The organism is Ideonella azotifigens (assembly GCF_021043325.1).
Taxonomy (GTDB): domain Bacteria; phylum Pseudomonadota; class Gammaproteobacteria; order Burkholderiales; family Burkholderiaceae_C; genus Ideonella; species Ideonella azotifigens.
In genome coordinates, this window is sequence record NZ_JAJNKD010000008.1 from 40,971 (window position 1) to 66,171 (window position 25,201).

Annotated in this window: 17 protein-coding genes and 1 tRNA gene; 7 read left to right on the top strand and 11 right to left on the bottom strand. The window is 69.1% G+C overall.

What is annotated here, in order from left to right; translation table 11 throughout:
* Nucleotides 1-94 precede the first annotated feature (94 nt).
* Nucleotides 95-2,086 (bottom strand): alpha/beta hydrolase family protein, encoded by a 1,992-nt coding sequence (locus LRH25_RS17485; protein ID WP_141286297.1) that lies wholly within the window; start codon nucleotides 2,084-2,086, stop codon nucleotides 95-97.
* 487 nt (nucleotides 2,087-2,573) lie between these two features.
* Between LRH25_RS17485 and LRH25_RS17490 the strand changes: the two genes are divergently transcribed.
* Complete coding sequence (locus LRH25_RS17490) at nucleotides 2,574-3,152, top strand: tRNA-uridine aminocarboxypropyltransferase (protein ID WP_141286309.1); 579 nt, start codon at nucleotides 2,574-2,576, stop codon at nucleotides 3,150-3,152.
* 78 nt (nucleotides 3,153-3,230) lie between these two features.
* Here the strand turns inward: LRH25_RS17490 and LRH25_RS17495 are convergent, their stop codons facing one another.
* Both LRH25_RS17495 and LRH25_RS17500 read right to left on the bottom strand, forming a co-directional pair.
* Nucleotides 3,231-3,980 carry a SapC family protein gene (locus LRH25_RS17495; RefSeq protein WP_170200782.1) on the bottom strand — a complete coding sequence of 250 codons (750 nt, stop codon included), beginning with the start codon at nucleotides 3,978-3,980 and terminating at the stop codon, nucleotides 3,231-3,233.
* Nucleotides 3,977-5,281, bottom strand: a complete 1,305-nt coding sequence (locus LRH25_RS17500) for a hemolysin family protein (RefSeq protein ID WP_141286301.1) — start codon at nucleotides 5,279-5,281, stop codon at nucleotides 3,977-3,979. The genes LRH25_RS17495 and LRH25_RS17500 overlap by 4 nt, the downstream gene beginning before the upstream one ends.
* A 70-nt stretch (nucleotides 5,282-5,351) precedes the next feature.
* On the opposite strand from LRH25_RS17500, the gene LRH25_RS17505 reads away from it, so the two are divergent.
* Together LRH25_RS17505 and LRH25_RS17510 are read left to right on the top strand one after the other, a co-directional pair.
* Entirely contained in the window at nucleotides 5,352-6,173 is an 822-nt protein-coding gene (locus LRH25_RS17505; RefSeq protein ID WP_141286303.1) for a symmetrical bis(5'-nucleosyl)-tetraphosphatase, read from the top strand.
* Nucleotides 6,174-6,196: 23 nt separating this feature from the next.
* Nucleotides 6,197-6,286, top strand: a tRNA-Ser gene (locus LRH25_RS17510).
* 57 nt (nucleotides 6,287-6,343) lie between these two features.
* Here the strand turns inward: LRH25_RS17510 and LRH25_RS17515 are convergent.
* Together LRH25_RS17515 and LRH25_RS17520 are read right to left on the bottom strand one after the other, a co-directional pair.
* Nucleotides 6,344-7,453: a beta/gamma-crystallin gene (locus LRH25_RS17515; RefSeq protein WP_141286305.1), complete on the bottom strand. Its 1,110-nt coding sequence runs from the start codon at nucleotides 7,451-7,453 to the stop codon at nucleotides 6,344-6,346.
* Nucleotides 7,454-7,577: 124 nt separating this feature from the next.
* On the bottom strand, nucleotides 7,578-9,152 hold the full coding sequence (locus tag LRH25_RS17520; protein WP_141286307.1) for a methyl-accepting chemotaxis protein: 1,575 nt from the start codon (nucleotides 9,150-9,152) through the stop codon (nucleotides 7,578-7,580).
* A gap of 233 nt (nucleotides 9,153-9,385) precedes the next feature.
* Between LRH25_RS17520 and LRH25_RS33150 the strand changes: the two genes are divergently transcribed.
* Nucleotides 9,386-13,099: a patatin-like phospholipase family protein gene (locus LRH25_RS33150; protein WP_310742431.1), complete on the top strand. Its 3,714-nt coding sequence runs from the start codon at nucleotides 9,386-9,388 to the stop codon at nucleotides 13,097-13,099.
* On the opposite strand, the gene LRH25_RS17535 is transcribed toward LRH25_RS33150, so the two are convergent.
* Together LRH25_RS17535 and LRH25_RS17540 are read right to left on the bottom strand one after the other, a co-directional pair.
* Nucleotides 13,093-13,656, bottom strand: coding sequence for a DNA-3-methyladenine glycosylase I (locus LRH25_RS17535; RefSeq protein WP_231011817.1), 564 nt, complete (start codon nucleotides 13,654-13,656; stop codon nucleotides 13,093-13,095). The two genes, LRH25_RS33150 and LRH25_RS17535, sit on opposite strands and share 7 nt — an antisense overlap.
* Nucleotides 13,653-14,540 (bottom strand): SDR family NAD(P)-dependent oxidoreductase, encoded by an 888-nt coding sequence (locus tag LRH25_RS17540; protein WP_231011823.1) that lies wholly within the window; start codon nucleotides 14,538-14,540, stop codon nucleotides 13,653-13,655. Before LRH25_RS17540 ends, LRH25_RS17535 begins: the two co-directional genes overlap by 4 nt.
* A gap of 147 nt (nucleotides 14,541-14,687) precedes the next feature.
* Between LRH25_RS17540 and LRH25_RS17545 the strand changes: the two genes are divergently transcribed.
* Nucleotides 14,688-15,614 (top strand): AraC family transcriptional regulator, encoded by a 927-nt coding sequence (locus tag LRH25_RS17545; protein WP_231011825.1) that lies wholly within the window; start codon nucleotides 14,688-14,690, stop codon nucleotides 15,612-15,614.
* Nucleotides 15,615-15,619: 5 nt separating this feature from the next.
* On the opposite strand, the gene LRH25_RS17550 is transcribed toward LRH25_RS17545, so the two are convergent.
* Nucleotides 15,620-15,892 (bottom strand): DUF4242 domain-containing protein, encoded by a 273-nt coding sequence (locus LRH25_RS17550; protein ID WP_141292070.1) that lies wholly within the window; start codon nucleotides 15,890-15,892, stop codon nucleotides 15,620-15,622.
* 76 nt (nucleotides 15,893-15,968) lie between these two features.
* Here LRH25_RS17550 and LRH25_RS17555 point away from each other — a divergent pair, with 76 nt between their 5' ends.
* A complete protein-coding gene (locus LRH25_RS17555; RefSeq protein ID WP_231011827.1) occupies nucleotides 15,969-18,551 on the top strand; it encodes an ATP-binding protein in 2,583 nt (860 codons plus the stop codon).
* A gap of 30 nt (nucleotides 18,552-18,581) precedes the next feature.
* Here the strand turns inward: LRH25_RS17555 and LRH25_RS17560 are convergent, their stop codons facing one another.
* The 3 genes from LRH25_RS17560 to LRH25_RS17570 all read right to left on the bottom strand — a co-directional run bounded on the left by LRH25_RS17560 (nucleotide 18,582) and on the right by LRH25_RS17570 (nucleotide 23,149).
* Nucleotides 18,582-20,345 carry a GGDEF domain-containing protein gene (locus LRH25_RS17560; RefSeq protein ID WP_231011830.1) on the bottom strand — a complete coding sequence of 588 codons (1,764 nt, stop codon included), beginning with the start codon at nucleotides 20,343-20,345 and terminating at the stop codon, nucleotides 18,582-18,584.
* Between the two features lie 114 nt (nucleotides 20,346-20,459).
* The gene (locus tag LRH25_RS17565) at nucleotides 20,460-22,772 is read right to left on the bottom strand and encodes a putative bifunctional diguanylate cyclase/phosphodiesterase (RefSeq protein ID WP_231011833.1); all 2,313 of its coding nucleotides are present in this window, start codon (nucleotides 22,770-22,772) and stop codon (nucleotides 20,460-20,462) included.
* The gene (locus tag LRH25_RS17570; protein ID WP_141290495.1) at nucleotides 22,769-23,149 is read right to left on the bottom strand and encodes an Hpt domain-containing protein; all 381 of its coding nucleotides are present in this window, start codon (nucleotides 23,147-23,149) and stop codon (nucleotides 22,769-22,771) included. The genes LRH25_RS17565 and LRH25_RS17570 overlap by 4 nt, the downstream gene beginning before the upstream one ends.
* A 232-nt stretch (nucleotides 23,150-23,381) precedes the next feature.
* Here LRH25_RS17570 and LRH25_RS17575 point away from each other — a divergent pair, with 232 nt between their 5' ends.
* A complete protein-coding gene (locus LRH25_RS17575; protein ID WP_231011836.1) occupies nucleotides 23,382-25,025 on the top strand; it encodes a sensor histidine kinase in 1,644 nt (547 codons plus the stop codon).
* The last annotated feature ends 176 nt before the right edge of the window (nucleotides 25,026-25,201 follow it).

A 25,201-nucleotide genomic window follows, 5' to 3' on the forward strand; every position in this document is an offset into this window, starting at 1 on the left:
GCCCAGCCAGCGCCGGCAGCGACCGCCAGGACGCAGAGGGTCGATACCGAACGCGATGTTGGCGCGGCCACTGCGACTCGCAAAAACTCCGGAATCACTTCACCGCCGCCGAACCAGGGCCGATGTTCTGGTCCAGGAACTTCAGCGTTTCGTCGAGGAACTTCACATGATCGCTCTGGCGGACCAGGTTGTGGTCGCCCCCCTCCAGCGTCACGAAGCGGTGATTCTTGCCGGCGGCCTTGAGCGCCTTGTCCATCTGCACGGTCTGGTCGTAGGGCACCTGGGCATCCACCGTCCCATGCACCAGCAGGACAGGGACCTTGATCTCGGCAGCACGGTAAGCGGGCGAGGTTTGCTTCAGCCGGTCCCGGTCGTTCCAGTAGTTGCCGAGTTGCTTGTCGGCCACCTTGCTGCCGCCAAAGCCCGCCCAGTTCCTTGAGATGTCGACCAGGTTGCTGACCCCGGCGAAGCTGACCGCACAGCGGTACAGGTCCGGCGTCTTCACCGCACCCATCAAGGCAGCGTAGCCACCATAGCTCGCACCGACGATGCACATGCGCTTGGGGTTCGCAATGTGAGCGCCCAAGGCCCATTGCACGCCATCGGTCAGGTCATCCTGCATCTCCATGCCCCAGCGCTGCAGGCCGGCATCCTGGAAGCTCCGTCCCAGATTGCTCGAACCTCGGAAATTGATCTGCAACACCGCATAGCCACGAGATGCCAGCAACTCCGTCCAAGGATCGAAGTCGATGTCGTCTTGCGAAATCGGCCCGCCGTGAGGCAGCACGACCATGGGCCAGCCTTCCTCGGGGGTATCGGACTTGGGCACCGTCAGGAAACCCTTGATCTCAAGGCCGTCACGGGCCTTGAAATTGATGCGGCGCTTGCCGGACAGGTCTTCGGGTTTCAGATCGGGATAGCGATCGCCAATCAGCTTGAGCGTGCCAGCCTTGCGGTCTCCCACCAACAACTGCCCGGGAACGCCGTTGCCTGAAGAGTTGACCAGGTATCTGTTCCGGTCCTGGCTGAATCCATAGATGAAGTTGAAGCGCTTGGGCAGGAGACGGTCAATGTCCGTGGCCAAATCCTTCAGAGACTCGTCAATGAATGCCCGAGCCGCATCACCCTCGCGCACGTAGCCAAATCCCACCAGTTCCCCATTTGACAACCGGCGAATATTCGCTACATGCTCATTTTCCCGCGCAGCAACCAGGTCCATGGTCGGTTGCCCCTGGGCATCCAGCTTGTCGAGGTGTGCAAGGTAGAGCGCTTGATAGTCCCCCTTCAAAGCCGTGACATACAGCGTTTGCGGATCACGACCGAAGGCAATTGGGTGGATGTCCTTGCGATCAAAGAAGCTGTAGCTCCAGAGCTTGCGCCAGTCGCCCTTGTCGGAATCCCGGCCGATCACCTCGACCAAGTCCTTTTCCTCGTCCGCACGAACACCGACGCGTATTTGATGCTGGGCGTCCGTCAGCCACGTCCAAACGTTCTCACGCGGACCCAGGACCTGAGTGCGCTTGCCCGTGTTCACGTCGACCAGATAGACCCCAGGGGCAAAGATGTAGAAGTCCTCAACGATGGACATCAGCACATGCTGCCCGTCCTGGGGCAGCCAATCGATCACGTTGTCCTGGTGCTGGGCCAGCCACTTGCTGTTGGACTGGCGAGGCGGCGGCACCAGATTGACAACGTTCTCGCCCTTGAGGTCCATGGCCAGTGCCCGGGTTTCCCAGGCCACGGCCCCTCGCGTGGTCGAAGGGAACCGAAGGCTGACCACCAAGCGCTCGTTGTTGACCCACTGCACCCAGTTGAACAGGAACTTGTTGTTGTCCGTGTCCAGTATCGGCCGAATGCCTGAACCGTCCCAGTTGCCGGTGACCAGCGACGACTTGCCGCCGATGTTCATGAAACCCACAAGGCGCAGACCATCTGGCGACAAACGGAAGTCGTCCAACAATGGCTGGGCAGCAAAGACCTCAACGGCTGGCGGTGCGGCAACTGCACTGCCAAACACAATGCCGAAAGCCATGCCCCACGCCAATGTCATCGGAGCACGCCACTGCGCACGCAAACTGGACCTCATGAATATCCCTCCACCTTGTTGTACAACGCCTACCGCCTGACCTCAATGGTTTCACTGCGTTCGACCGGCGGGGCTGCGGCCGAGGATGTTACCTAGCTCACCTGAACTCGTCGTCCCCCCAGCTCAGGGGGATCATCATGAGATTGGCGGATGACTCGTTCAGGGCAATCGCTTAGACCAGCCCTTCAAGCGGCCACACCTGAACCTCATCGCCCGCCTCGGGCGGTGCCCCGGACCTCGTCCAACGGCCCGGACCCCTGCCGGCCAGCGGCACCGCCCACCGTCTACCGCCGAGCCAGTCAAACGGCTGTGGCGCGGCTGCAATGCGGGCATGAGCTTCGTCCACAGACAGCCCGCTATCCCGGGGCATAGTGGCCCGGAAAGGGTTTCGGGCATGGTGCGGCGCCATGTGTTTTTCGGCTGAGACAGGCAACGGCATGCCAAGATCCTGGCCGCCCTCCACCGCCATCCGTTGAACCGCCCCGCCATGGCCTCCCGGCCCGCTTGCCCGCGTTGCCACCGACCCCTGCGCGGCTGCCTGTGCAGCTTTGCGCGACCGGTAACCAATGAGGTGCCTGTGCTGGTGCTGCAGCATCCGCTGGAAACCGGCCATCCGAAGGGCAGCGTGCCGTTGCTGCAGCTGAGCCTGGCCGACTGTCGCGTGGAAACAGGCGAGCGGTTCGACCCAGGCTTGCTGGCCGACTGGCTGGGGCCGCCGGGCCACAGCCTGCTGCTCTATCCCGAAGCAGTGCTGGGCTCGCAGCCAGCAGTGCCTGCGGCCGTCGCTGCCATGCCAGGCCAATTGGTAGTCATTGACGGCACCTGGCGCAAGAGCCTGAAGATGCTGCTGCTGAACCCCGGCCTGCAAGCCCTGCCTCGCCTGTCATTGCAAACGCCGCCGCCTTCGCGCTATGGCTCGCTGCGCCAGGCGCCACAGGCCGCCCAGCGCTCGACGCTGGAAGCCTGTTGCCTGGCGCTGGGTCAACTCGAACAAGCCCCCGCAAACTACCTGCCGCTGCTGGCCGCGTTCGACGACTTCGTGCGGCAGCGGGCTCTGGTCACTTGATGGCATGCGGGCCGCGCGAGATCCGACCAGACAGGCGCCGGCGCTCGCCGTGGAAGGCGAGCTGGCCGGCTGAGCCGATCAGGCCTTGTTGGCCAATGCCGCGACGCGGCGGTCGATCAGGCGACGCATGTTGCCCATCGAGATCTGGTGCGCGTGCATGAGCGATAGCAGGCCATTGCGGGCCAGTTCCAGCGTCTCGGCATCGGTCAGCTGCGCCAGGCGCTCTTCGTCCACGGCCAGGAAGCCATCGACCGTCAGCGTGCTGCCGTCTGGCAGCGTGGCGTCGAAGCGCTTGGGCTGCAGCAGCTTCAGCTCCATCATGCGTTGGCCGGCCAGGCGCGTGCGCTCGGTCTCGACTTCCAGCTGCTCGATGAACTTGCGCAGCTCGGTGATCATCGGCGTGGGCTGGCCGTCGGCACCGAAGATGGCTTCGCCTTCCTCGGTCGAGAAGCCTTCCCAGCTTTCGTCCAGCACCACGGCGAACTGGTCCGGGCCGACGCGCGCCATCGTGAACGGATAGGCGCGCAGGGCCGCCGGCACGTAGAACGCGTCCCAGCGGCCATCGGCCTGCAGGAACAGGTTTTCGCCCTGGGTGACGCCGAAAACGGCGACCGGTGCGACCTGCTCCTTGCCCTGCTCGTCCTTGCCAGCGGCCAGGAACAGGATGGGGTATTCCTTGCACGCATCGCCGAATTCGGCGGTGGTCAGGAACAGCGAGTTCAGGCCGGTGGAAGCCTTCAGGTTGCTGAGGGCCGTGCGCAGCTTCAGGTTGCGATGCTTGTCGCGATCCAGCGCGGTGGGTTTCTTGTGCAGTTCAGGGTTGATCAATCGGGTTCTCCAGATTCATGCAGGCGACTGGCAAGCACCTTGTCGACGCGCTTGCCATCGAGGTCCACCACCTCGAAGCGCCAACCGCCCCACTCCACCGTGTCGGTGGTGTGCGGCAGCCGGCCCAGCAACAGCATGATCATGCCTGCCAGGGTGTTGTAGCGCCCGCGGTCTTCCTCGGGCAATTCTTTCAATTCAAGCCGGTCCTTCAGCTCGGGCGTCGGCATCAGGCCGTCGACCAGCCAGCTGCCGTCGGCACGCTGCACCGCCCAGGCGTCTTCTTCGCCCGGGTTGCTGAATTCGCCGGTGATGGCTTCCATCACCTCGCGCATCGTGATCACGCCCTGCACCGCGCCATATTCGTCGACCACGAACACCAGGTCCGCGCCGGTGGTGCGGAAATGCTCCAGCAGCTCCATGCCCGACAGCGTCTCCGGCACGAACACCGGCGGCTGCAAGTGGTCGGCCAGCGAGGCCAGCCGGCTCTCGGCCACCGGGCGGATCAGGCTGTGCGCGGCGACCACGCCAATCACATCGTCCAGCCCGCCGCGGCAGACCGGGTAGCGCGAGTGCTCCTCTTCGGCCACCACGCGCAGCACTTCCTCGATGCTCGCGTTGACATCCAGCCAGGTGATTTCCGCGCGCGGAATCATCATCGAGCCGATCTGCCGGTCGTCCAGGCGGAACACATTGCGCACCATCTGGTGCTCCTGCGCCTCGATCACGCCCGCATCCAGCCCCTCTTCCAGGCTGGCAGCGATCTCTTCTTCCGTCACGCTGCGTGACGGACCGCCCTTGATGCCGAACAGCCGCAGCGTGGTTTCGGTGCAGGCCGCCAGCAGCCAGACCAGCGGCCGCGCTCCCACGGAGAGCCACTGCATCGGCTGGGCCACCAGCCGCGCCACCGTCTCCGGGTACATCTGGCCCAGGCGCTTGGGCACCAGTTCGCCAAAGATGATGCTGAGGATGGTGATGATCATCACCACCAGCGCGGTGGCCGTCAGGTCCGCTGCGCGCTCGCCCAGCAGCGGGAAGATCGACCTCAGCCACAACGCCACCGGCGCAGAGAAGGCCGCCTCGCCGACGATGCCATTCAGCACACCAATCGAAGTGATGCCGATCTGCACCGTGGACAGGAAGCGCGTGGGGTTCTCGTGCAGCGCAATCGCTGCGCTCGCGCCGCGCTCGCCGGCCTCCACCATCACCTGCAGCCGCGCCTTGCGGCTGGCGGCAAGCGCCATTTCCGACATGGCGAACAGCCCGTTGATGAAGATCAGGAACGCAAGTAGGGCAAAGTCCATGGAACGCGGCCTGCAAATTCCGGGCCGCAACGCGAAGTGAATGGGGTTGCGAGCGTAGCAGAATCGCCCCATGCACTACCTCATCGGCGACCTCCAGGGCTGTTGCGACGCCTTGGCGCGCCTGCTCGCCCAGATCGACTTCTCGCCTTCTCGCGACCACGTGCACCTGCTCGGCGACCTGGTCAATCGCGGCCCTGATTCACTCGGCACGTTGCGCAGCCTGCGCGCGCTCGGCGCCAGCGCCACCTGCCTGCTCGGCAACCACGACCTGCACCTGCTGGCCGTGGCCGCTGGCGTGCGCAAGCCCAACCGCAAGGACACGCTGGCACCCATCCTAGAAGACACCGAGCGCGAAGCCTGGCTGGACTGGATGCGCCAGCGCAAGCTGGCCGACCTCAGCGACGGCTGGCTGATGGTGCATGCCGGCGTGGTGCCGCAATGGACCCCCGGGCAGACGCTCTCGCTGGCGCGCGAGGTCGAGGCCATGATCCATGGCCCCGGCCTGAACGACTTCCTGCAGGTCATGTACGGCGACCGCCCCGCCCGCTGGGACGACACGCTGCAAGGCAACGACAGGCTGCGCGCAGTCGTCAACGTGCTGACCCGCATCCGCTTCTGCGCGGCCGACGGCACGCTGGACTTCGCGACCAAGGACGGCGCCGACGCCGCCCCACCCGGCATGCGCCCCTGGTTCGCGCACGAAACCCGCCTCACGGCAGGCCAACCGATGGCCTTCGGCCACTGGTCCACGCTGGGCCTGATCGACAGCCCCGAACTGCTGGCGCTGGACACCGGCTGCATCTGGGGTGGCCAGTTGACCGCCGTGCGCGTGGACGGCGGCCGCCGCGAGGTCATCCAGGTCCAGTGCCAGCAAGCGCAGGCACCGGGCTGAGTTACCATCTCTGCCCCAGCAAGGGAAGCGTGGCCGAGCGGTTTAAGGCACCGGTCTTGAAAACCGGCGAGGGTTCATCCCCTCCGTGAGTTCGAATCTCACCGCTTCCGCCAGTCCTGCCAGCCGCGCCGCGGCCCGTTCAGCAGCTCTGGCGAAAGCACTCACAACCCTCACAGCCGCGGTTCGCCGTCCTCGCTGATCGTCAGCGACGGGCCGGGCGGATTCGAGGTCTGCACGTGGTGTTCCACGCCGCGGTAGTAGTAGGTCACGTCCCAGTAGTCCGGGCGGCCTTGCGGCGGGCTGCTGGCGCAGCGCTGCACACCCTGGGTCGACACCACCGTCCCACCGCCAGCATTGGCGCCGACCACCGCGCCCGCAAAAGCCCCAACCGCGCCACTGCCGTGGCCGCCACCGATCTGGTGACCCAGGATGCCGCCAATCACGCCGCCCACCAGCGCACCGGCCGGATTGGGTTCGCGCTGCACCACCTGTTCACGCTCGATCCAGCAGCGCTGCTGCTGCGGTCCGGTGTAGACCGCATGCACCGCGCTCACCGGCACTTCGACCAGGCGTTCCTGGGGACGGCGGTGCCAGTCGTAAACCGGGACCGGAGCAGGCAGCGGCACCGGTGACGGGGCGTAGCGCCACTCTTCGTAGTGCGCCGCCGGACGCAGCCAGCGCATCGACGACACGCGGTCGTTCATGCCCATCGAGCCGAGATCCGGGTAACGGCCGGGTCGCAGGATCATGCAGCGGCCACTGTATTCAGGATGCTCGCAGACCTCCCAGGCTCCGCCGGCCACCGTCACAGACGAGGCACGGTCATTGAAACCGAAGCGGCGGAAGTCAGGGATGTCCTGCTCGGCGCTGAACGAGCGGCCGCGGAAGCCGTCATGCTCGAACAGCGTGACCTGGCCTTGCGCCTGAATGGGTGGCGGCGGGGGTGGGTCGTAACGCCCCTCATCGCGGCCAGCCTCGCGGGCCGAAGAGAGCTTGTTGCTCAGGTGGAATTCATGCAGCGACGGGTACTCGCCCGGCCGCAGCACCACGCAGCGCCCACCGAAGTCGGCGTGTTCGCAAACCTCCCAAGGCTCACCGCGCACGATGACCGAGGAGGCCTGGTCGTTGAACCCGCGTCGCTCGAAGTTGTCGACCGGGTGGTGCAGCGTGACGGCGCGACCCTGGAAGTCGGGGTGCTCGAAGAAGGTGATCTCGGCCGAGGCGTGGCAGGCGGCCGCGGTGGCCAACACGGCCAGCGCCAGTTTGAAGAGGGGTTTCATCGGGCGAATGTCGTTGTGGAAAGCCGGACCAGCGTCAGCCGGCCCGGTCAGCACAACGCACCGCCCGCCCTCCCTGATGACAAGGCCCTGTTGGCGTGTTGGTAAGCGGGTGTAGTGCGATGGATCAGGCCGGCATCGGCACGGCCGCTGCGCCTTCCAGCCGGAACGCGCGCACCAGGCCGGCCAGCCTGGCCGACTGCTCGCGCAGGCTCTCGGCCGCTGCGCTGCTCTGCTCGACCAGCGCGGCGTTCTGCTGGGTCACGTCGTCCAGCTGGCTGACGGCGTCGCCGATCTGGCCAATGCCGGTGCTCTGCTCGGCGCTGGCAGTGGATATCTCGCCGATCAGCCCACTGACCCGCCGCACCTCGGCGACGATCGCGTCCATCTCGCCACCCGCCAGCGCGACCTGCCGCGTGCCGGCCTCGACCCGCTCCACGCTGTGCTGGATCAGCGTCTTGATCTGCCTGGCCGCTTCGGCCGAGCGCTGCGCCAGCGTGCGCACTTCGCTGGCCACGACCGCAAAACCCTTGCCCTGCTCGCCGGCCCGCGCGGCTTCGACCGCGGCATTCAGCGCCAGGATGTTGGTCTGGAAGGCAATGCCGTCGATCACCGACAGGATGTCGGCCACCTGGCGCGAGGCCTGCGAGATGTCTGCCATCGTGCTGACCATCTGGCCAACCGCCTGACCGCCACGCAGCGCCGCGTCCACGCCACGCGCGGCCAGCTCGCTGGCCTGGCGGGCCGAATCGCTGCTGTTGCGCACCGAGCCGGTCAGCTGCTCCATCGATGCCGCCGTCTGCTGCAGGTTGCTGGCCTGCTCCTCGGTGCGCTGGCTCAGGTCGGCCGCGCCGGTGGCGATCTCGGCCGAGCCGGTGGCAATGCTCTCACTGCTGTCGCGCACCTGCGAGACCAGGCGCACCAGGCCTTCGTTCATGTCCTTCATGGCCTGCAGCAGCTCACCGGTTTCGTCGCGTGAGGTCACCTCGATCTTCGAGCTCAGGTCACCCGAGGCCACCGTGCGCGCCACGCCCACGGCCTGGCGCAGCGGCGTCACCACCGATCGGCGGATCAGGAAGGCCAGCAGGCCACCGCAGACCGCCGCCACCGTGGCCAGCACCAGCATCAGCACGCTGCTGGAGGCGGCGTCGCCCTGGATCTGCGTGACCGCGTCGCGCATCTCCTGCTGCTGCATCGCCACCAGCTCGTCCACTGCCTTGAAATACGTCTGCTGCAGGGGCCGCACGTCCTTCAGCAGCATGCGCGTGGCCTCTTCGTCGTCGTTGGCCATGCCCAGCGCAATGGCCTTGTCCATCGCCACCTCATACGGCTTGAGCGCTGCCTGCACCGCGGCCAGCAGCGCGTGGCCACGCTCGCTGTGCACCGAGGCATCCAGCAGCCGGGCCAGCTCGGCATTCTTGGCCCGCATCTCGTCGATGCGCTGCTTTTCCTTGGCCCGACCTTCGGGCTCGGACATCAGCACGATGTTGCGCACACCACGCGCCACCACGTTCATGTTGTCCTTGGTCTGCGAGAGCTGGTCGACCTTGACCAGGCGGTCGCTGGTCAGCTGCTCGACCGAGCGCTGGATCTCGGACAGCTTCGCAAAGCCGACGCCGGCCATGCCCAGTGCAATGGCGATGACGACGCCAAACCCCAGGGACAGACGGGTCCCGATCTTCATGTTGCTGGTCATGCCCATGACACGCTCCCTTGCCGATGCCGATTGATCTTGCGCTGTATCGGCACCGAAACGCCAAGCTCAAGGGACGCCATGGGCGCAGCGTGATTTGCCGCACTCTTCGGTGCGCGCAGGCGGCGCAGCCTGCCCGGCGGGTGCACCTGCTCACTCCGAAGAGGGATTGCCGCGCCCCGGGGCGGCGCGCAGGCTGGCGCCAACGCCCGCAGGCGGCCAGGCCTGCCCTGGAGCCTTCGATGACGCCACCCGTCCCTTCGCCCGTCGAGCCGCCTGAAACAGCGACGCAAGCAGCGCCGCCGGCCGATGCCGCCACCGACGGCATGGCCGCGCTGGTGGCCGCACGCCGGGCCAAACTCTCAGCCGAGCTGCGGGCCGGGCTGGACAGCGGCCGCTGGGGCCTGGCGCTGTCGGGCGGCGGCGTGCGCAGTGCCACTTTCTGCTTCGGGCTGCTGAAGGCGCTGGCCGGCAACGGCATCTTCCACCGCTTCGACCTGATGTCCACCGTCTCGGGCGGCGGCTACATCGGCGCGATGATCGGCAAGCTGTTCCAGGAGGCGCGCAGCAGCGGCCAGGGGGCGGACAAGATCGAGCAGGCGCTGGCCGATGCCGACCGGCGCTGGTTTGCCTTCTGGCTGCGCGCCAACGGCCGCTACCTGATCCCGCGCGGCGGCCAGGACACCTTGTTCGCGGCGGCCAATTTCGGTCGCAACCTCGTCGGCGTGCACGTCGAGCTGGCCGTCATGAGCCTGCTGCTGGGCAGCCTGCTGGTGGGCTTCGACCTGGCCATCTGGGCCTGGGCCGACTGCATCTACGGCAGCCCTGGCTGCTGGCGGCCGCCGGGCGTCTCGGTGGACACGCTGGCCGTGCTGTCCAACTGGCCCACCCCCTGGCTGCTGCTGCCGCCGCTGGTCTGGTGGGGCGCGGTGCTCTCCACCACCTACTGGATCCTGCCGGCCACCGCCGGCCGCTGCCTGCCCGGCTCGCGCTGGCTCACGGCGGCCGTCAGCCTCGCGCTGTGCCTGTGGCTGGTCTACCAGTGGCAAGGCGCTCAAGGCGCCGATGGCGCTGCGGCGGAAGGCGACCTGCAGGTGCCGGCGCTGCTGATGCTGTGCGCTGGCGGCATGCTGCTGGCCTGGCCCGCCGGCACGCTGATGGCCTGGCGCCTGACCCGCGCCGCCACCAGCGAGCCCGACCGCTCGCGCAACCAGCTGACCAGCCGGCTCGCCGCCACGCTGCAGCTCGGCCTGGTGATCGCCGGGCTGGGCCTGGTGGACTCCCTGGCCTGGACCCTGGCCAAGGTGACCGACTGGAACCAGGGCGCGGCCGGCACCGCCATCGCGCTGACGGTGGTGGTGCTGCGCGCGGTGCTGCCCAAGATCTCGGACCTGCCGCGCAGCCTCACGCCCGCGATGCGCGGCCGGCTGATGGACTTGGCCAATGTGCTGGGCGCGCTGGCCGTGCTGGTGCTGCTGGTGTTCTGGATCAGCCTGCTGCACCGCAGCGCCACGCTCTCGCTGTTCCCGCTGAACCGCAGCTCGCAGCTGCTGCAGTACCGGCTGAGCTGGGAGTGGCTGGCCATCGGCGTGCTGCCGCCGCTGGGCATGCTGCTGGTCTCGGCGCACAACCGCGAGTTCCTGAACCGCTCCTCGCTGTTCGCCTTCTACCGCGCGCGGCTGGTGCGCAGCTACCTCGGTGCTGCCAACGTGCAGCGCTTCACGCCCGGCACCCCCGCCGCCACCGCGCCCTATCCGCGCCAGCTCTCGGCGCAAGACCTGCAGGTCGCCATCGCCGAGGTGCACCCGGCCGACGACGTGCCCATGGCCGACTACCAGCCCCACCTGGCCGGCGGGCCTGTGCACCTGATCAACGTCTGCCTGAACCAGACCCGCGTGCCGCGTGGCGGCCTGTTCAACCAGGACCGCAAGGGCCTGCCGATGAGCGTCGGCCCGCAAGGCCAGGTGCGCGTGGGCCCGGGCGACTGGCGCAGCGTGGCCGCGCCCGGCTGCCTCAGCCTGGGCGGCTGGACCGCCATTTCCGGCGCCGCGGTGGCGCCCGGCCTGGGCGCCAGCACCCGCTCGGGCCTGGCCGCGCTGCTCACGCTGGCCGGCGTGCGCCTGGGCCACTGGTGGGACAGCAGCCCGGTGCAGCGCGGCGCTGGCGAGCCGCTGCCGCCCATCACCGGCAAGTACGGCCAGTTGCTGGCCGAGCTGCGCGGCCGCTTTGATGGCGACCTGCGCCGCGACTGGTTCCTCAGCGACGGCGGCCACTTCGAGAACACCGGCGCCTACGCCCTGCTGCGCGAGGAATGCCAGCTCATCGTGCTGGCGGACTGCGCAGCCGACCCGCGCTACGCCTTCGGTGACCTGGAAAACCTGGTGCGCAAGGCCCGCATCGACCTGCAGGCCGACATCGTCTTCCTGAAGCCGCGCCTGCAGCAATCCGCCGCACCGCCCCCGCCGGCCGAAGCCGCCGATTGCCCACCCTGCGAACCGCCGATGACCCAGGTCCCAACCGCCTTCGGCTCGCTCAACGACCTGGCCTCCGCGGACAGCCAGGCCTGCCTGGCGCTGGCCCAGGTGCACTACCGGCGCAGCGGCAAGACCGGCCACCTGGTCATCGTCAAGCCCAACATGTGCGACGGCCTGCCGGTCGACCTGGTCAACTTCAAGGCCGACAACCCGCTGTTCCCGCAGGAGCCCACGACCGACCAGTTCTTCAGCGAAGCCCAGTGGGAAAGCTATTTTCAGCTCGGCGATGCACTGGGCGGCCAGCTGAGCCACAGCTTCATCTGCCACCTCTGCCACCATGCCGGCGACTGGTTCGAGCCGGACGACGGCAGCATCGCCGTGGCCGACACCTCGGGCGAGAAGCACAGCCAGACCGCCCCCAAGCGCCTGCCCTCGCGCATTGCCGCCACCGGCGCCGTCACCGCGTCCATCAGCCTGGGCGCGATGGCCACGCTGGGTGCCACCGGCTGGCAGGCCATCAACGAGCAGCTGGACAAGGTGCACAAGGCCCGCAACGTCGATCCGGTGGTGCTGAAGGAACTGACCGACCTCTACGGCCACCTGGCCCCCGGCCCCGGCCTGCACCCGGCGGACACCGGGCTGGGCGAGATCGCCACCGCGCTGCTGCGCATCAGCGATGCCTCGTGCAACGACAGCAACAGCCAAGCCTTCCACCAATCGCGGCTGTTGCAGACCATCCTGACCAGCACCCGGGACAGCTGCAAGGCCTCGTCCCCTCGCCACCCATCCTGCGAGCTGCTGCTGAACCGCGACCAGAACCTCTCGTGCCTGCTCGACGACGCCACGCCGGTCTGCCTGCCGCAGTACTGGATCCGCGACTACGGCGCCTCGGCCGGAGACCGTGTCAACTGCCCGCCGGTTGCCCCGAAGCTGGTCACCGCGGCCCTGCCGCCGCCCCCGCCGCCGGAGCCCGCCCCCACGGCGCCACCACCGCCACCAGACCTGCCAGTGATCGTTGGCTCAAGCCCCGACGGCCCTGCCAGCGAAACCCTGCCGCCTCCACCTCCGCCGCCGCCCCCACCGCAGCCGGGCAAGAAGGTCGAGCGACCGCCGTCGCAGCTGTGCGCCGGCAAGACGGTCTACGTGCAGATCTTCGGGCCCGAGCAGCGCGACAGCGTGGCGGCACTGCGCGAGCAGTGGCAGCTGCTGGGCGCCAAGGTGCCGGCGGTGGAAGACGTGTGGGACAGCGCGCGGCGCAACGGCCGACACGCGCCCAAGGCCGCGGCCGTCAACCGCCTGGTGGTGCATGACCACCAGGCACCGGACTGGGACGCCTGCGCCAAGCTGCTGACCAGCCGCGTGAAGGTCGAAGGCAGCTGGACCATCCAGCCGCTGCCCTCGCGCCTCACGCCCACGCCGGGCGTGATCGAGGTCTGGCTGGCGCCACCCGCCGCCACGGCGCAGGCGCCCGCGGGCTACTGAACGCGCCGGAAGCAGGCGTGGTCATGGTCGTTCACCATGCCCATTGCCTGCATCCACGCATAGACGATGACCGGGCCGACGAACTTGAAGCCGCGCTGCTTCAGGGCCTTGGAGATCTGCTGCGACAGCGCCGTTTCGGTGGGCCGCTGGTGGCCGTCGCCCATCAGCACACGGCCATCGGTGAAGCCCCAGCAGAACTCGCTGAAGGACTCGCCGCGTTCGGCCATCTCGCAGTAGATCTGCGCGCCCTTGATGGTCGCCGCGATCTTGGCGCGCGAGCGGATGATGCCGGCGTCGCCCAGCAGCCGCGCCACGTCGGCCTCGCCGAAGCGGGCCACCTTCTCAGGCTGGAAGCCGGCGAAACCGGCCCGCAGCGCCTCGCGCTTGCGCAGCACGGTAATCCAGGCCAGGCCCGCCTGGAAGCCATCCAGCATCAGCTTTTCCCACAGCGCGCGGCTGTCATGCTCGGGCACGCCCCATTCGGTGTCGTGGTAGGCCCGCATCAGCGGGTCGCTGCCGGCCCAGGCGCAGCGGGTGGGCGGGGTGGAAACACTCATGGGCTGGAGTGTCGCGCAGCCGGCCGGCGGCGAGTGCGCGGCGCGGGGAGTGGCGGCAGCTCGTCCAGCGCGGCGCCGGCCAGTGCGAACTGCAAGGCCTGGCGGGCCACGGCGTCGCTGGCGGCGTGTGGTTCCCAGGTCAGCTCGCCATCGGCCTCCGCTGGCAGCGGCAGGTCCGGCGCCGGCACGATGGCATTGACGCGGATGCCGCGCCCGGCCAGCTCATGCGCCAGGCCACGCGTGAGCTGCGCCAGTGCGCCCTGCGTGGCGGCGTGGGCACTGGCCGGCACGCCGCCAGGGGCAGGCTCGGGCGCGGCGATGTTCATGATGCAGCCGCCCTCCGGGCCGAAGTGCTTCAGTGCCTCCTGCACCACCCGCAGCGCGCCAAACACATTGACCTCGAACAGCTGGCGGATCTCGGCCTCGCTGATCTGCTCGATCGGCACGCTGCGCCGGATCGCCGCATGGTTAACCACCAGGTCCGGCCGGCCAAAAGCTGCGCGGGTTTCGATCAACAGGCGCCGCACGTCCTCCGGCCTGGCCAGGTCGGCCGGCACCGCGAAGGCACGGCCACCCTGGGCGGCGATGTCGGCCACCACGCGCTGCGCGGCGGCGCGGTCGGTCGCGTAGTGCACCACCACCGCCGCACCCTCGGCGCCAAAGGCGCGGGCAATGGCAGCGCCGCCGCCACGGGTGGCACCGGTCACCAGCGCCACGCGCCCGCGCAGCCGCTGGCCGGGCGGGCGCGGCAGCGCCAGGGCGGGGCGGCGGGCAGGTGAAGGCGGCGGGGCGAGCGTGGCAAGCGGCATCGTGGGCAAGGGCGTGGGGGGCGTCTGAAGGGGGCTGGCCAAGGCGAGTTCGGCCGCAAGCGTGAAGGCCTGCATGATCCGGCGCCTCGCCCACCCGGCGGTAGCTTGTTCCTGCGAGTGTCTTGCCCGATCCTGCAAACCGGCCTCAGCGCCGCTGCTTTGGCCGGGCTGCTGCGGCAAGATGAGAACCTGCCCATACCTCTGTCCCGCCAAGCCTTTTGCATGCCCTCGATTGACGCCCAATGTGCCGAGCTGACTGAACGCCTTGCCCGTTTTACCGAGCAGGCGGGCGAGGAAGGCCCTTGCGAGACCCAGATCGAAGGCTTCAGCTGCCACCGCCGCACCGCAGGCGCGGCCACCTCCTTCGGTGCCCAGTGGCCGTGTTTCGGCATGGTGTTGCAGGGCCGCAAGAGCCTGACCGTGGGCAACGAGGTCTACCACTACGGCGTGGGCGACTACCTGCTGATGTCGGTCGACCTGCCGGTCGTCTCGCGCATCCTCGAAGCCAGCCCCGAGCGACCGCACCTGGGGCTGGGCATGGCCATTCCGGCGGACCGCCTGCAAGCCCTGCTGCGCCGCCTGCCGCCCGCCACGCTCACGCCTGCGCAGGGGGCGCCGCGCGGCGTGGCCGTGCACAAGGCCTGCCCGGCGCTGCTGGAGGCCACGCTGCGGCTGATGCGGCTGCTGGACACGCCGCGCGACATCCCGGCGCTGGCGCCGCTGCTGCAGGAAGAGATCCTCTACCGCCTGCTGGTCGGCCCGGCGGGCGGCCGGCTGCTGCACATGGCACTGGCCGAAACCCCCGGCAACAAGGTGGCCCGCGCGGCCGCCTGGCTGCGCGAGCACCACGCCGAAACGCTGAGCGTGGAAGCGCTGGCCGCCCGCGTGGGCATGAGCGTGTCTTCGCTGCACCACCAGTTCAAGGCGGTGACCAACCTGTCGCCGCTGCAGTACCAGAAACAGCTGCGGCTGCACGAGGCGCGCCGGCTGATGCTGCTGGAGCAGGTCACCGCCGCCAACGCCGGCCACCGCGTGGGCTACCAGAGCCCGTCGCAGTTCAGCCGCGAATACAGCCGTCTCTATGGCCGGTCGCCGCAGCGCGACGTGGATGCGCTGCGCGAAGACGTGCCCTCACCCGTGGAGGCGTGAGGGACTCACTCGGCCGTGGCCGGGTCGATCACCGTGCGCACTTCCGAAACCTTGTTGGCCGGGAAGCCGCCGAGTTCGGCGTGCTGGCGGACCGTGGCCGCGTCGGGCGCCTGGTAGATGCAGTAGACGCGGTCATCGGTCACGTAGCTGTGGATCCACTGGATGCCGGGGCCCATGCTGTTCAGCACGCCGCATGACTTTTGGGAGATGGCTTTGAGGTCCTGCGGTGTAAGCTGGCCGGCACCGGGGATGTCTCTTTCGATCACGAACTTGGGCATGTTGGCCTCCTGTTGAACAAGGCCTCCATGCTGCGGCGCCGGCCGCGCCCGGTCCTGAAGCGCCGATGAAATCGCGATGAATTCAAGGTCAGACCCCGAAGTTTCAGCCCCACCCACCTGCCTGCGCTTCGACGACTTCGAGCTGTGGCCGGCCGAGCGCCAGTTGCTGCGCCAGGGCGAGCCGGTGGCGCTCACGGCGCGCGCCTTTGGCGTGCTGGTGGCACTGGTCGAACGCGCCGGCCAGCTGGTCTCGAAGGACGAGCTGATGCAGCGCGTCTGGGCCGGCCTGATCGTCGAGGACAACAACATTGCCGTGCATGTGGCGCAGCTGCGCAAGGCGCTGGGGCCACGCGCCATCGCCACCATCGCTGGTTGCGGCTACCGCTTTGCGCTGCCGGTGCAGGCCGGCGCGCTGGCAGCGCCGAAACTGCCCGCCACCCGCCCACCGTCGGACGAATTGCCCGGCAACCTGCCAGCCCGGCCCGCGCCGCTGATCGGCCGCGAGGCGGAGCTGCTGGACCTGTTGGCGCTTCTGGCCACGCAACCGTTGGTCACGGTGTGCGGCGAAGCCGGCGTGGGCAAGACGCATCTGGCGATGACGGCTGCGGTGCAGCGCCAGCCCCAGCAGCGCGACGGCGCCTGGTGGGTGGACCTGGCGCCGCTGTCCGACCCGGCCCAGCTCGCGCCCACCATCGCGCGCACGCTGGGCTTCAAGCCGGCCGAAGGCGAGGACCCGCTGGCCGCCTTGGCGCGCCGACTGCGCCCGGTGCAGATGCTGCTGGTGCTGGACAACGCCGAGCACCTGGCCGAGGCCGTCAGCGCGCTGGCGGCGGCGCTGGTGGCGGCCACGCGCGCGCTGTCGCTGCTGGTCACCAGCCAGGTGCCGCTTCGCGCGCCCAGCGAACAGCTGTTCCGCCTGGCGCCGCTGGCGCTGCCGCCCGAAGGCTGCAGCGCCGCGCAGGCCCGCAGCAGCGGTGCGATGCAGCTGCTGGCCGCACGCGCCGGCAGCGCGGGTCGCCCATTGGCCTGGACCCACAGTCACGACAGCGCGGCCAGCGACGCCGAGGTGCAGCTCGCCGCGCAGGTCTGCCGCGAATTGGACGGCAACGCGCTGGCCATCGAACTCGCCGCGGCCCGCCTGCCGGCGCTGGGCCTGGCCGGGCTGGCCGGGCGGCTGCACCAGCGCCTGGGCCTGCTCGGGCCAGGCACCGCCACACCCCGCTCGCGCCGCAATGCGCTGGACGCCGCGCTGGACTGGAGCCACGGCCTGCTGAGCGAAACCGAACAGCAGGTCTTCCGCCGCCTCGCGGTCTTCCCCGGCGCCTTCGAGCTGGACACCGCCGCGCTGTGCCTGGCCGATGCGCAGCTGCCGCCTGAGCGCGTGGTCGAAGCCATCCTGGATCTGGTGGACCGCTCGCTGGTGGGCCTGGACCGCGCGCACGCGGCGCGCTACCGGCTGCTCGAAACCACCCGGCTCTACGCCCAGGCGCGCCTGGCCGCCGACCCGCAGGCCGACGAGGCTCGGCGCGGCTTCGCCCGCGGCCTGAGCCAGGTGCTGGCCGTTGCCTACGACGCGCACTGGGGCGACCCGCCCAAGGCCTGGCGCGAGCGCTGGCTGCCGGAGATCGACAACCTGCGCGCCGCGCTGGACGAGGCCACGGCCCACGACGCCGAGACGGCCGCCGCGCTGTTCGCCAACGCCTGGCCGCTGTGGGAGGCGCTGTCGCTGCTGTCCGAGGGCCGGCAGCGCAGCGAACAGCTGCTGCCACTGCTGGACGGCACCTGGCCCGCGGCGCTGCGCGCCCGCTTCTGGGAAAGCGTGGTGCACTGCCACACGGTCGAATACCCGCAGCGCACGCGCGAGGCCGCCACGAAAGCCGCGGCGCTCTACCGGCAACTGGGCGACACGCGCGGCGAGTACCTGGCCTGCGTGGACCTGGCCTTCAACTGGCGGGTGGACCACCCCGAAGCCCGCGCCGCGCTGGCACGCGCCAAGGCGCTGGAGCAGCCCGCCTGGCCGGCGCGGCTGCAAGCCCGCCGTCGCATCACCGAAGCCACGCTGGCCACCGACAGCGGCGACTTCGCGCTGGCCCGTGAGCTGTTCGCCTCGGTGGTGGCGCTGCGCGAGCGCGACGGCGATGTGGGGGACGCACTGACCCGCGCGGTGGCCAACCTGGCCGACCTCGAACGCGCCGCCGGCCGGCTTGATGAAGCCGTGCGCCTGGCCAACCAGTTCCTGCCGCGCCTGCGCGCCCGCCAGCCCTCGCTGGACGACTTCAACCTGCTGGGCAACCTGCTGGGCGTGCTGCTGGCACAAGGCAATGTGGCACGCGCCCGCGAGGTCGTCGCCGAATGCCAACAGCGCATGCGCCACTTCGCCGAGGACAGCTGCATGTGGTGCACGCTGGACGCATTTGCACTGCTGCACGCGCTGGACGGCCGGACCCGCATCGCCGCCCAACTGGCCGGCGCCGCTGACCGGGCGTACCACGACCACGGCCAAGACAAACGCCAGCCCAACGAGGCCGCGGACCGCGCCCGGCTGGACCGCGTGCTCGCCACCCAGGCAGGCGAGACTCAGCTTTCAGCCTGGCGCGCCGAAGGCTGGGCCATGGCGACGGGCGACGCGCTGCAGCTGGCGTTCACGGGCGCCGATTGAGGGGCGCCAAGCTCGGGGACGATTGAGCCCTCAGCCGATGCAGGTCCGGTTCTTCCCGGTGCGCTTGGCTTCGTACAAGGCTTCGTCGGCGCGCTCCAGCGTCTCTTCCAGCGTGTCGGCACCGCGGTAGATCGTCACACCGGCCGAGAAGGTCACGAAGACTTCCTTGCCTTCGTGCATGAACAGGCTGGCGCTGAGCAGGCGCTGCAGGCGGGTCAGCACCTGCTGGGCTTCGTCCACCGGCGTGGCCGGCAGCAGCACGACGAACTCTTCGCCGCCGAAGCGGGCCACCACGTCGCCCGGGCGCAGCGAATCGCGCACCCGCTGTGCCAGTGCCACCAGGGCCTGGTCGCCGGCGGCGTGGCCGAGCTGGTCGTTCAGGCGCTTGAAGTTGTCGATGTCCAGCAGGCCGACGGAGAGTGGCTTGTCTTCGCGCTGCAAGCGGGCCTGTTCGACGCTGAACAGCTGGGCCAGGCCGCGGCGGTTGGCGACCTGGGTCAGCGCGTCGGTCGAGGCTTCGTCGGACATGCGGCGCAGCTCGCCTTCCAGCGTGCGCACCTGGGCTTCGAGTTCGCTGGCGCGGCTGTGGCCGTCCTGCAGGCGTTCGCGAGTGGCATGCACCAGCGCATGCACGCTGCGGCTCTCGGAGACCATTTCGTGCACGACGCCGGCCAGGCTTTCGAGGGAGTCTGCCTGGTCGATGGTGTCGGCGTAGCGCTGCATGCTGTCGCTGAAGCGGCCGGTGTGCTGGTCGAGTTCGCCCAGCTCGCTGAGCATCTGGTGGATCAGGGACTTCAGCGCATCGCGGGCCTGGTCACGGTCGCCACGCAAGGCCCCCTGGCGCTGGCGGGTGCTGGCCAGCAGTTCGCTCGCGGCATGCACCGCGCGTGAGCTGGGGCTTTCGCCCAGGCGCTCGCGCAGGCTTTCGAGCTGTCCCTGGACCCAGGAATCGTCCTCGGCCAGCTCGGCCAGGCTGCCGGCGAGTTCGCGGCTGAGCTGGTAGGTCTCATTCAGCAAATGGTGACGGTGCGACAGCAGCCTGCGCGCCCGCTCGCACACGTCCGCCACCTGGCGCGCCAGCTCGGCGCTGGCGCCTTCGGTGGCCAGGCGCTGCGCGAGTGCGGCCAGCTCGTCGGCCAACGCGGCGGCGCGCGGCGCGTCCGGCGGCAGGGCAGCGCCCACGGTGCCGGCCAGCGGCGTCACAACGGCGGGCCAATGCAGCAGGCGTGCGGCCTCAGCCGGTGCCGCCGGCGCGGCAGCAGCCGTCGCGTTCAGCTCGGCGTCCAGCGACTTGTCGCCGGTGGTCGCCGCTTCGCCGTCGCTGTCCCAGTTGCTCATCAGTTGCTTGAGACGGTGCTGCAGGCGCTGCATGTCGCTGCGGCTGCTGTCGAGCACGCGCTGCAGGCTGTCCTTCTTGCGCGCCAGCGTCCATTGCTTGCCGCCGCGCTCCAGCCCGCGGGCCAGGCGCTCGATCATCTGGGCCCAGGCTTGCGACTGGGCACTGAGGCTGCCGCCGGAGCGCTCGACCAGGTGCATCGCCTGGTCCCACTGGCCCTGCAGCACGGCCTGCTGCAGCTCGGTGCGTTGGGCTGGGTCGTCCGTCAGGCGCTGCACCAGCTTGTCGATCACCGGTTTGGCGCGCGCTGGCAGCGCAGCCGACGCGACCTTCCCGCCCGATTCCTCCGCCCAGGCCTGGGCATAGTTCTCGGGTGTGGGCTCCTGCTTGGCCAGGGCCAGGCGCCGCAAGGCCGCCTTGGCAATCTGGGCCGGGGTCAGTTCGGTCACGCTGCTCATCGTCTTCTTGTCGGCATGGCGGGCAGCGACTTGAGGACCGCACGGCCACCCGCGCGCAAAGCGGCAGCCGGCGTGAAGTGCGGACGCTTGGGATGCCGCGCCCGCCACCCCGCTTCAGGGGCCGCGACGCGAGGCGGCCGTGGCTTCGCCGCTGGCCGCCTCGATCTCCACCGGGGCCGTCACCGGTCCGGTGTCCGCTTCCAGGTCCATCTCCGCCTGGGCGACCGGCAAGGCATCCAGTGTCGGGCCGGGCATCACGGTGGCATGCGCGCGCAGCCAGGCAGGCAGGTCCGGCCCCGGCATCGGCCGGCCGATCAGGTAACCCTGCATCAAGCGGCACTGCAGGCTGCGCAGCAGGTTCATCTGCGCGCTGGTTTCCACGCCTTCGGCCACCACGCGCAGGTTCAGCGCCTGCGCCAGCGAGATGATCAGGTGGATGACTTCGCTGGCCTTGGGCTCCCGGCCCAGCTTGTTGACGAAGGAACGGTCGATCTTCAGCTCGGAGATCGGCAATTCGGTCAGGTACTGCAGCGACGAATAGCCGGTGCCGAAATCGTCCACCGAGATCTGCACGCCCACTTCATTGAGCCGGCGCAGCGTGGGCAGGATGCTTTGCAGGTCCTTCATCAGGCTGCTCTCGGTGATTTCGAGCAGCAGCATGCGGTGCGGAATGCCGTAAGGGCTGACCGAGGCATGGATCAGCTCGACCAGGTCGTGGCGCAGGAACATGCGGCTGGGCATGTTGACCGCGATGGACTCCGAAAAGCCAAAACCCAGCTGCCATTCGCGCGCCTGGCGCGCCGCCTCGCGCAGTGCCCATTCGGACAGCGGCACGATCAGGCCGGTTTCCTCGGCCATCGGGATGAATTCGTTGGGTGGCACCAGCGTCTCGCCACGGCGCCAGCGCATCAAGGCTTCCACGCCGACCAGCCTGCCGGTCTGCGCCTCGACCTTGGGCTGGTAATACAGCACCAGCTCGTTGCGCTCGATGGCCTTGTGCAGCGCGGTTTCCAGCTCCAGCTTCTCGCGGTCACGCACCGCAAGGTTGGGCGAATAGGTCATCGCGTCGTTGCGGCCGCGGTCCTTGGCGGCATACATCGCCACGTCGGCATTGCGCATCAGGTCGGCCACCGTCTGGCCGTCGCGCGGGTACAGCGCAATGCCGATGCTGGCGGTGGCGAAGAACTCCTGGTCGGCCACGTAGACCGGCTCGCGCAGCGCTTCGAGGATGCGTTGCGCCACGGCCTGGGCGTCGGCCTCGCCGGCCACCTCGGGCAGCAGCGCGACGAATTCATCGCCGCCCAGCCGGCCCACCGCTTCCAGCGCCCTGTGGAAACGCGCGCCGACCGCTTCGACGGTGCCGTCGAAGATCTGGTCGCTGTGGCGCACGCAGCTGCGCAGCCGCATCGAAACCGACAGCAGCAGCTCGTCGCCAGCCGAATGGCCCAGCGTGTCGTTGATCTTCTTGAAGCGGTCCAGGTCGATCATCAGCACCGCCATCTGGTGGCCCATGCGGCGCGCCTGTTCCAGCGCCCGCTCGGCGCGCCAGTGCAGCTGGCGGCGGTTCGGCAGCTGGGTCAGCGGATCCTTGTTGGCCAGCTTGCGGATCGAGTCTTCGGCCTGGTGGCGCTCGGTCACGTCCTGCACGATGCCGGTGTAGCCGATGCACTGGCCGTATTCGCCGAACTCAGGTTCGCCTTCGACGTGGATGATGCGGTTGCGCTTGACGCCGCGCGACAGCGGCACGTCCATCGCAATGCCGAACACCTGGCGCACGATCTGCCGCACGCCGCGCACCAGCGAATGCCGCTCGTCGCGCGTCATCATGCGCAGCAGGTCGCGGAAGCTGAGGCGGTCGTCCGGCCCGCTGCCAAACACGCGTAGCGCCTCTTCCGAAAGCTCCAGCCCGGCCGGCAGGCCGTGGCCCGGCTGCTGCCACCATTCGAAGCTGCCCATGCGGGCCAGGTCCTGCGCGCGCGCCAGCTTGGCCCGGCTGCGGATCAGCTCCTGCTGGGTGCGGGCCGAGCGCAGCATGTAGCGCAGCCGTCCGGCGAGCAGGCTCCACTGGTTGGACTTGACGAAGAAGTCGGTCGCACCGGCGTCGTAGGCGCGCTGGATGGAGGCTTCGTCGGCCAGGCCGGTCAGCATCAGCACCGGCACGTTTTCCAGGCCGTACATGTTGCGCAGCTCTTCGCAGGTCTCGAAGCCGTCGAGCCCAGGCATGCGCGCGTCCAGCACCACCAGGTCGGGTATCCAGCCGCCGAGGATGCGCAGCGCCTCGTCGCCGTTGTTGGCCTGGGTGACGTCGAAGCCGTGCTGGGTCAGCGCGGCGGCCACCAGCATCAGGTTGACGTCGTCGTCGTCAACCAGCAGCACCTTGGGTCGCTCCTCGGTCAAGGGCAACGCCGAAGCATTGCTCCCCATCATGCGGCCCCGCCTTCGAGCAAGGCCCTCACCGCGGCATCGGCGGCCACTGCGGCCGCATCGAACTTCAGCGCCAGCGCCGGCACCCGCTCGGGCTGGTCCAGCCGCACCGCCTCTTCCAGCGCAGCGCACAGGCGCGACAGCGGCAGCGCACCCACGCTGGCCGAAGCCGACTTCAGCGCATGGGCGGCATGCGACAAGGCCCTCAGGTCACCCGCCGCATGCGCAGCCGCGACCGCGTCGCGCTGGTTCTGCAGCGAGCGAAGAAAAGTGTCCAGCACCCGCTTGACGAAGCCCGAACTGCCCTGGGGATCGAGCGCCCGCAGTTGGTCGAGGCTGGCAGAGTCCAGCACAGGTGCGTTGTCGCCGGCATCTAGCATCTTGCAATCTTGTCCGGTCGGGGTGCCGACCGGCAGTTGGTTGTGTCGCCATTCTGCCTTCGCCACACGCGATTTTGGCACTCCCAAGGAAACGGCCTTGCGCAAGCATCATGCGGCATCCCATGCACGTCAAGGCGGAATTGCCGCCATCGTGAATACGAGCAGCGGGAATATGTCGCGCGACTGTGCGGTTTGCCCCTTGCAAGCGGATCGTCTCCTTACAATCCGCGCCATGCGCCGATCCCTGTCTGCCTGCGCGTTCGCCCCGGCGTCTGCTCGCGCATCGCGCGGGCGCAGCCTCACGGCCACGGTGCTGTGGGCCGGCCTGCTGGCGCTGGCCATCCTGCTGGTATGGTCGCTCGCCGCCGCGCCGGGCAATCCGGAAGGCCTGAGCGGGCCCTGGTCCTGGCTGCCCATGCTGGCCTTTGGCGGCGTGTGCGCACTCGCCGGCCTGCTGTGGGGCCGCCAAAGCCTGGCACATCAGCTGCGCAGCGCCACCCAGAACGAACAAAGCCTGACCGAGCTGGCCGACAGCTTTGTCTGGCGCAGCGACGCCCAGCACCGCGTGCAGGGCTGGCGCCCACCGCATGGCGCTGCGCCTGCAGCCTGGGTGGCCGAGCAGGCGCTGGGCCTGAAGCTGTTCGACCGTTTCGAGGTGCTGGACCCCGACACCCGCCCCGGCGCGCTGCAGGCCAGGCTGGACGCGCACGCGCTGATCCCCGAGCTGCGCGTGGTGCGGCTGGGCATGCCGGGCCAGCCGGTGTGGCGGCTGCGCGCACTGCCGCAGTTCGATGCCCATGGTGACTTCCTCGGTTACCTCGGTACCGCAACTCCGCTGGGCGAGAGCGAACAACGTGTGTTCGACCAGGCCGTGCTGCAGCGCCTGTGGCCCGAGCTGGACGTGGCCGCAGTGGCGCTGGTGCCAGACGGCCGCGGCTGGCGCATTGCCGCGATCAGCCCCGACGCGGCGCGCCTGCTCCAGCTCGACCCGCATGCCCCCGAGGGCATGCGCGACTGGGCCGGCGCACTGGCCAAGGCACCGCGCGAGCTGATCGGCGTGATCGAAGGCCTGGCCCCGGGCCAAAGTGCCACCACCGACCAGTGGCAGCTCGAAATGCTGCCACTCGACAGCGAAACCGGCCAGCAACCCGGCCGCCTGCTGCTGCTGCGCCCGCTGCCCGGCGCAGCGCCTGAAGAAGCCGCCATCAGCGCGGCCGATCACGAGTCCTTCATCTATTCGGTTTCGCACGACCTGCGCGCGCCGCTGCGCGTGGTCGAAGGTTTTGCGCGCATCCTCAAGGAAGACTACGGCCGCTTCCTGGACCGCATCGGAAATGACCACGTCGACCGCGTGCTCTCGGCCGGCGCGCGCATGAACAGCATGATCGACGCACTGCTGGCGCTGTCGCGCCTGCAGTCGCAGCCGCTGGCGCGCAAGCCGGTGGACCTGTCGCAGCTGGCCGGCTTCATCATCGAAGACCTGCGCCGCGAAGCACCGGACCGCCAGGCCAGCATCCACATCGAAGCCGGCCTGGTGGTGCAGGGCGACCCCACACTGCTGCGCATTGCACTGGAAAACCTGCTGGGCAACGCCTGGAAGTACAGCGGCCAGAACCCGCAGACGGTGATCGAATTCCGCTGCGAACGCCAGGCCGATGGCCGCCGCGTCTATGTCGTGGCCGACCAGGGCGCCGGCTTCGACATGCGCTTTGCCGACCGCCTCTTCGGCGTCTTCCAGCGCCTGCACAGCCCCACAGACTTCCAGGGCACCGGCGTCGGCCTGGCCTCGGTACGCCGCATCCTGCGCCGCCACGGCGGCGACATCTGGGCCGAGTCGGAAGTCGGCAAAGGCGCTCGCTTCTACTTCACGGTCTAGTGTTTCTTTCTCGTCGGTCGGCGCGAGCAGAGGGCGTCGGGTAGCCGATTCCGTTCATGTCCCCCGCCTGCGGCTCCTCCTTTACTTCACTGCATCGGCCACCCAACGCCCTCTGCGGCAGCGCTGGTGTTTGCCCCCTGAACAGCCAACACCGTGCCGATCAGGACGGTGGGGCG

Bases quoted from the DNA above. Each gene is read 5' to 3' on its own strand.
- LRH25_RS17570 (WP_141290495.1), bottom strand. From the start codon at position 23,149: ATGCTAGATGCCGGCGACAACGCACCTGTGCTGGACTCTGCCAGCCTC.
- LRH25_RS17515 (WP_141286305.1), bottom strand. From the start codon at position 7,453: ATGAAACCCCTCTTCAAACTGGCGCTGGCCGTGTTGGCCACCGCGGCC.
- LRH25_RS17520 (WP_141286307.1), bottom strand. From the start codon at position 9,152: ATGGGCATGACCAGCAACATGAAGATCGGGACCCGTCTGTCCCTGGGG.
- LRH25_RS17560 (WP_231011830.1), bottom strand. From the start codon at position 20,345: ATGAGCAGCGTGACCGAACTGACCCCGGCCCAGATTGCCAAGGCGGCC.
- LRH25_RS33150 (WP_310742431.1), top strand. From the start codon at position 9,386: ATGACGCCACCCGTCCCTTCGCCCGTCGAGCCGCCTGAAACAGCGACG.
- LRH25_RS17550 (WP_141292070.1), bottom strand. From the start codon at position 15,892: ATGCCCAAGTTCGTGATCGAAAGAGACATCCCCGGTGCCGGCCAGCTT.
- LRH25_RS17485 (WP_141286297.1), bottom strand. From the start codon at position 2,086: ATGAGGTCCAGTTTGCGTGCGCAGTGGCGTGCTCCGATGACATTGGCG.
- LRH25_RS17540 (WP_231011823.1), bottom strand. From the start codon at position 14,540: ATGCAGGCCTTCACGCTTGCGGCCGAACTCGCCTTGGCCAGCCCCCTT.
- LRH25_RS17555 (WP_231011827.1), top strand. From the start codon at position 15,969: ATGAATTCAAGGTCAGACCCCGAAGTTTCAGCCCCACCCACCTGCCTG.
- LRH25_RS17500 (WP_141286301.1), bottom strand. From the start codon at position 5,281: ATGGACTTTGCCCTACTTGCGTTCCTGATCTTCATCAACGGGCTGTTC.
- LRH25_RS17535 (WP_231011817.1), bottom strand. From the start codon at position 13,656: ATGAGTGTTTCCACCCCGCCCACCCGCTGCGCCTGGGCCGGCAGCGAC.
- LRH25_RS17490 (WP_141286309.1), top strand. From the start codon at position 2,574: ATGGCCTCCCGGCCCGCTTGCCCGCGTTGCCACCGACCCCTGCGCGGC.
- LRH25_RS17545 (WP_231011825.1), top strand. From the start codon at position 14,688: ATGCCCTCGATTGACGCCCAATGTGCCGAGCTGACTGAACGCCTTGCC.
- LRH25_RS17575 (WP_231011836.1), top strand. From the start codon at position 23,382: ATGCGCCGATCCCTGTCTGCCTGCGCGTTCGCCCCGGCGTCTGCTCGC.
- LRH25_RS17505 (WP_141286303.1), top strand. From the start codon at position 5,352: ATGCACTACCTCATCGGCGACCTCCAGGGCTGTTGCGACGCCTTGGCG.
- LRH25_RS17565 (WP_231011833.1), bottom strand. From the start codon at position 22,772: ATGATGGGGAGCAATGCTTCGGCGTTGCCCTTGACCGAGGAGCGACCC.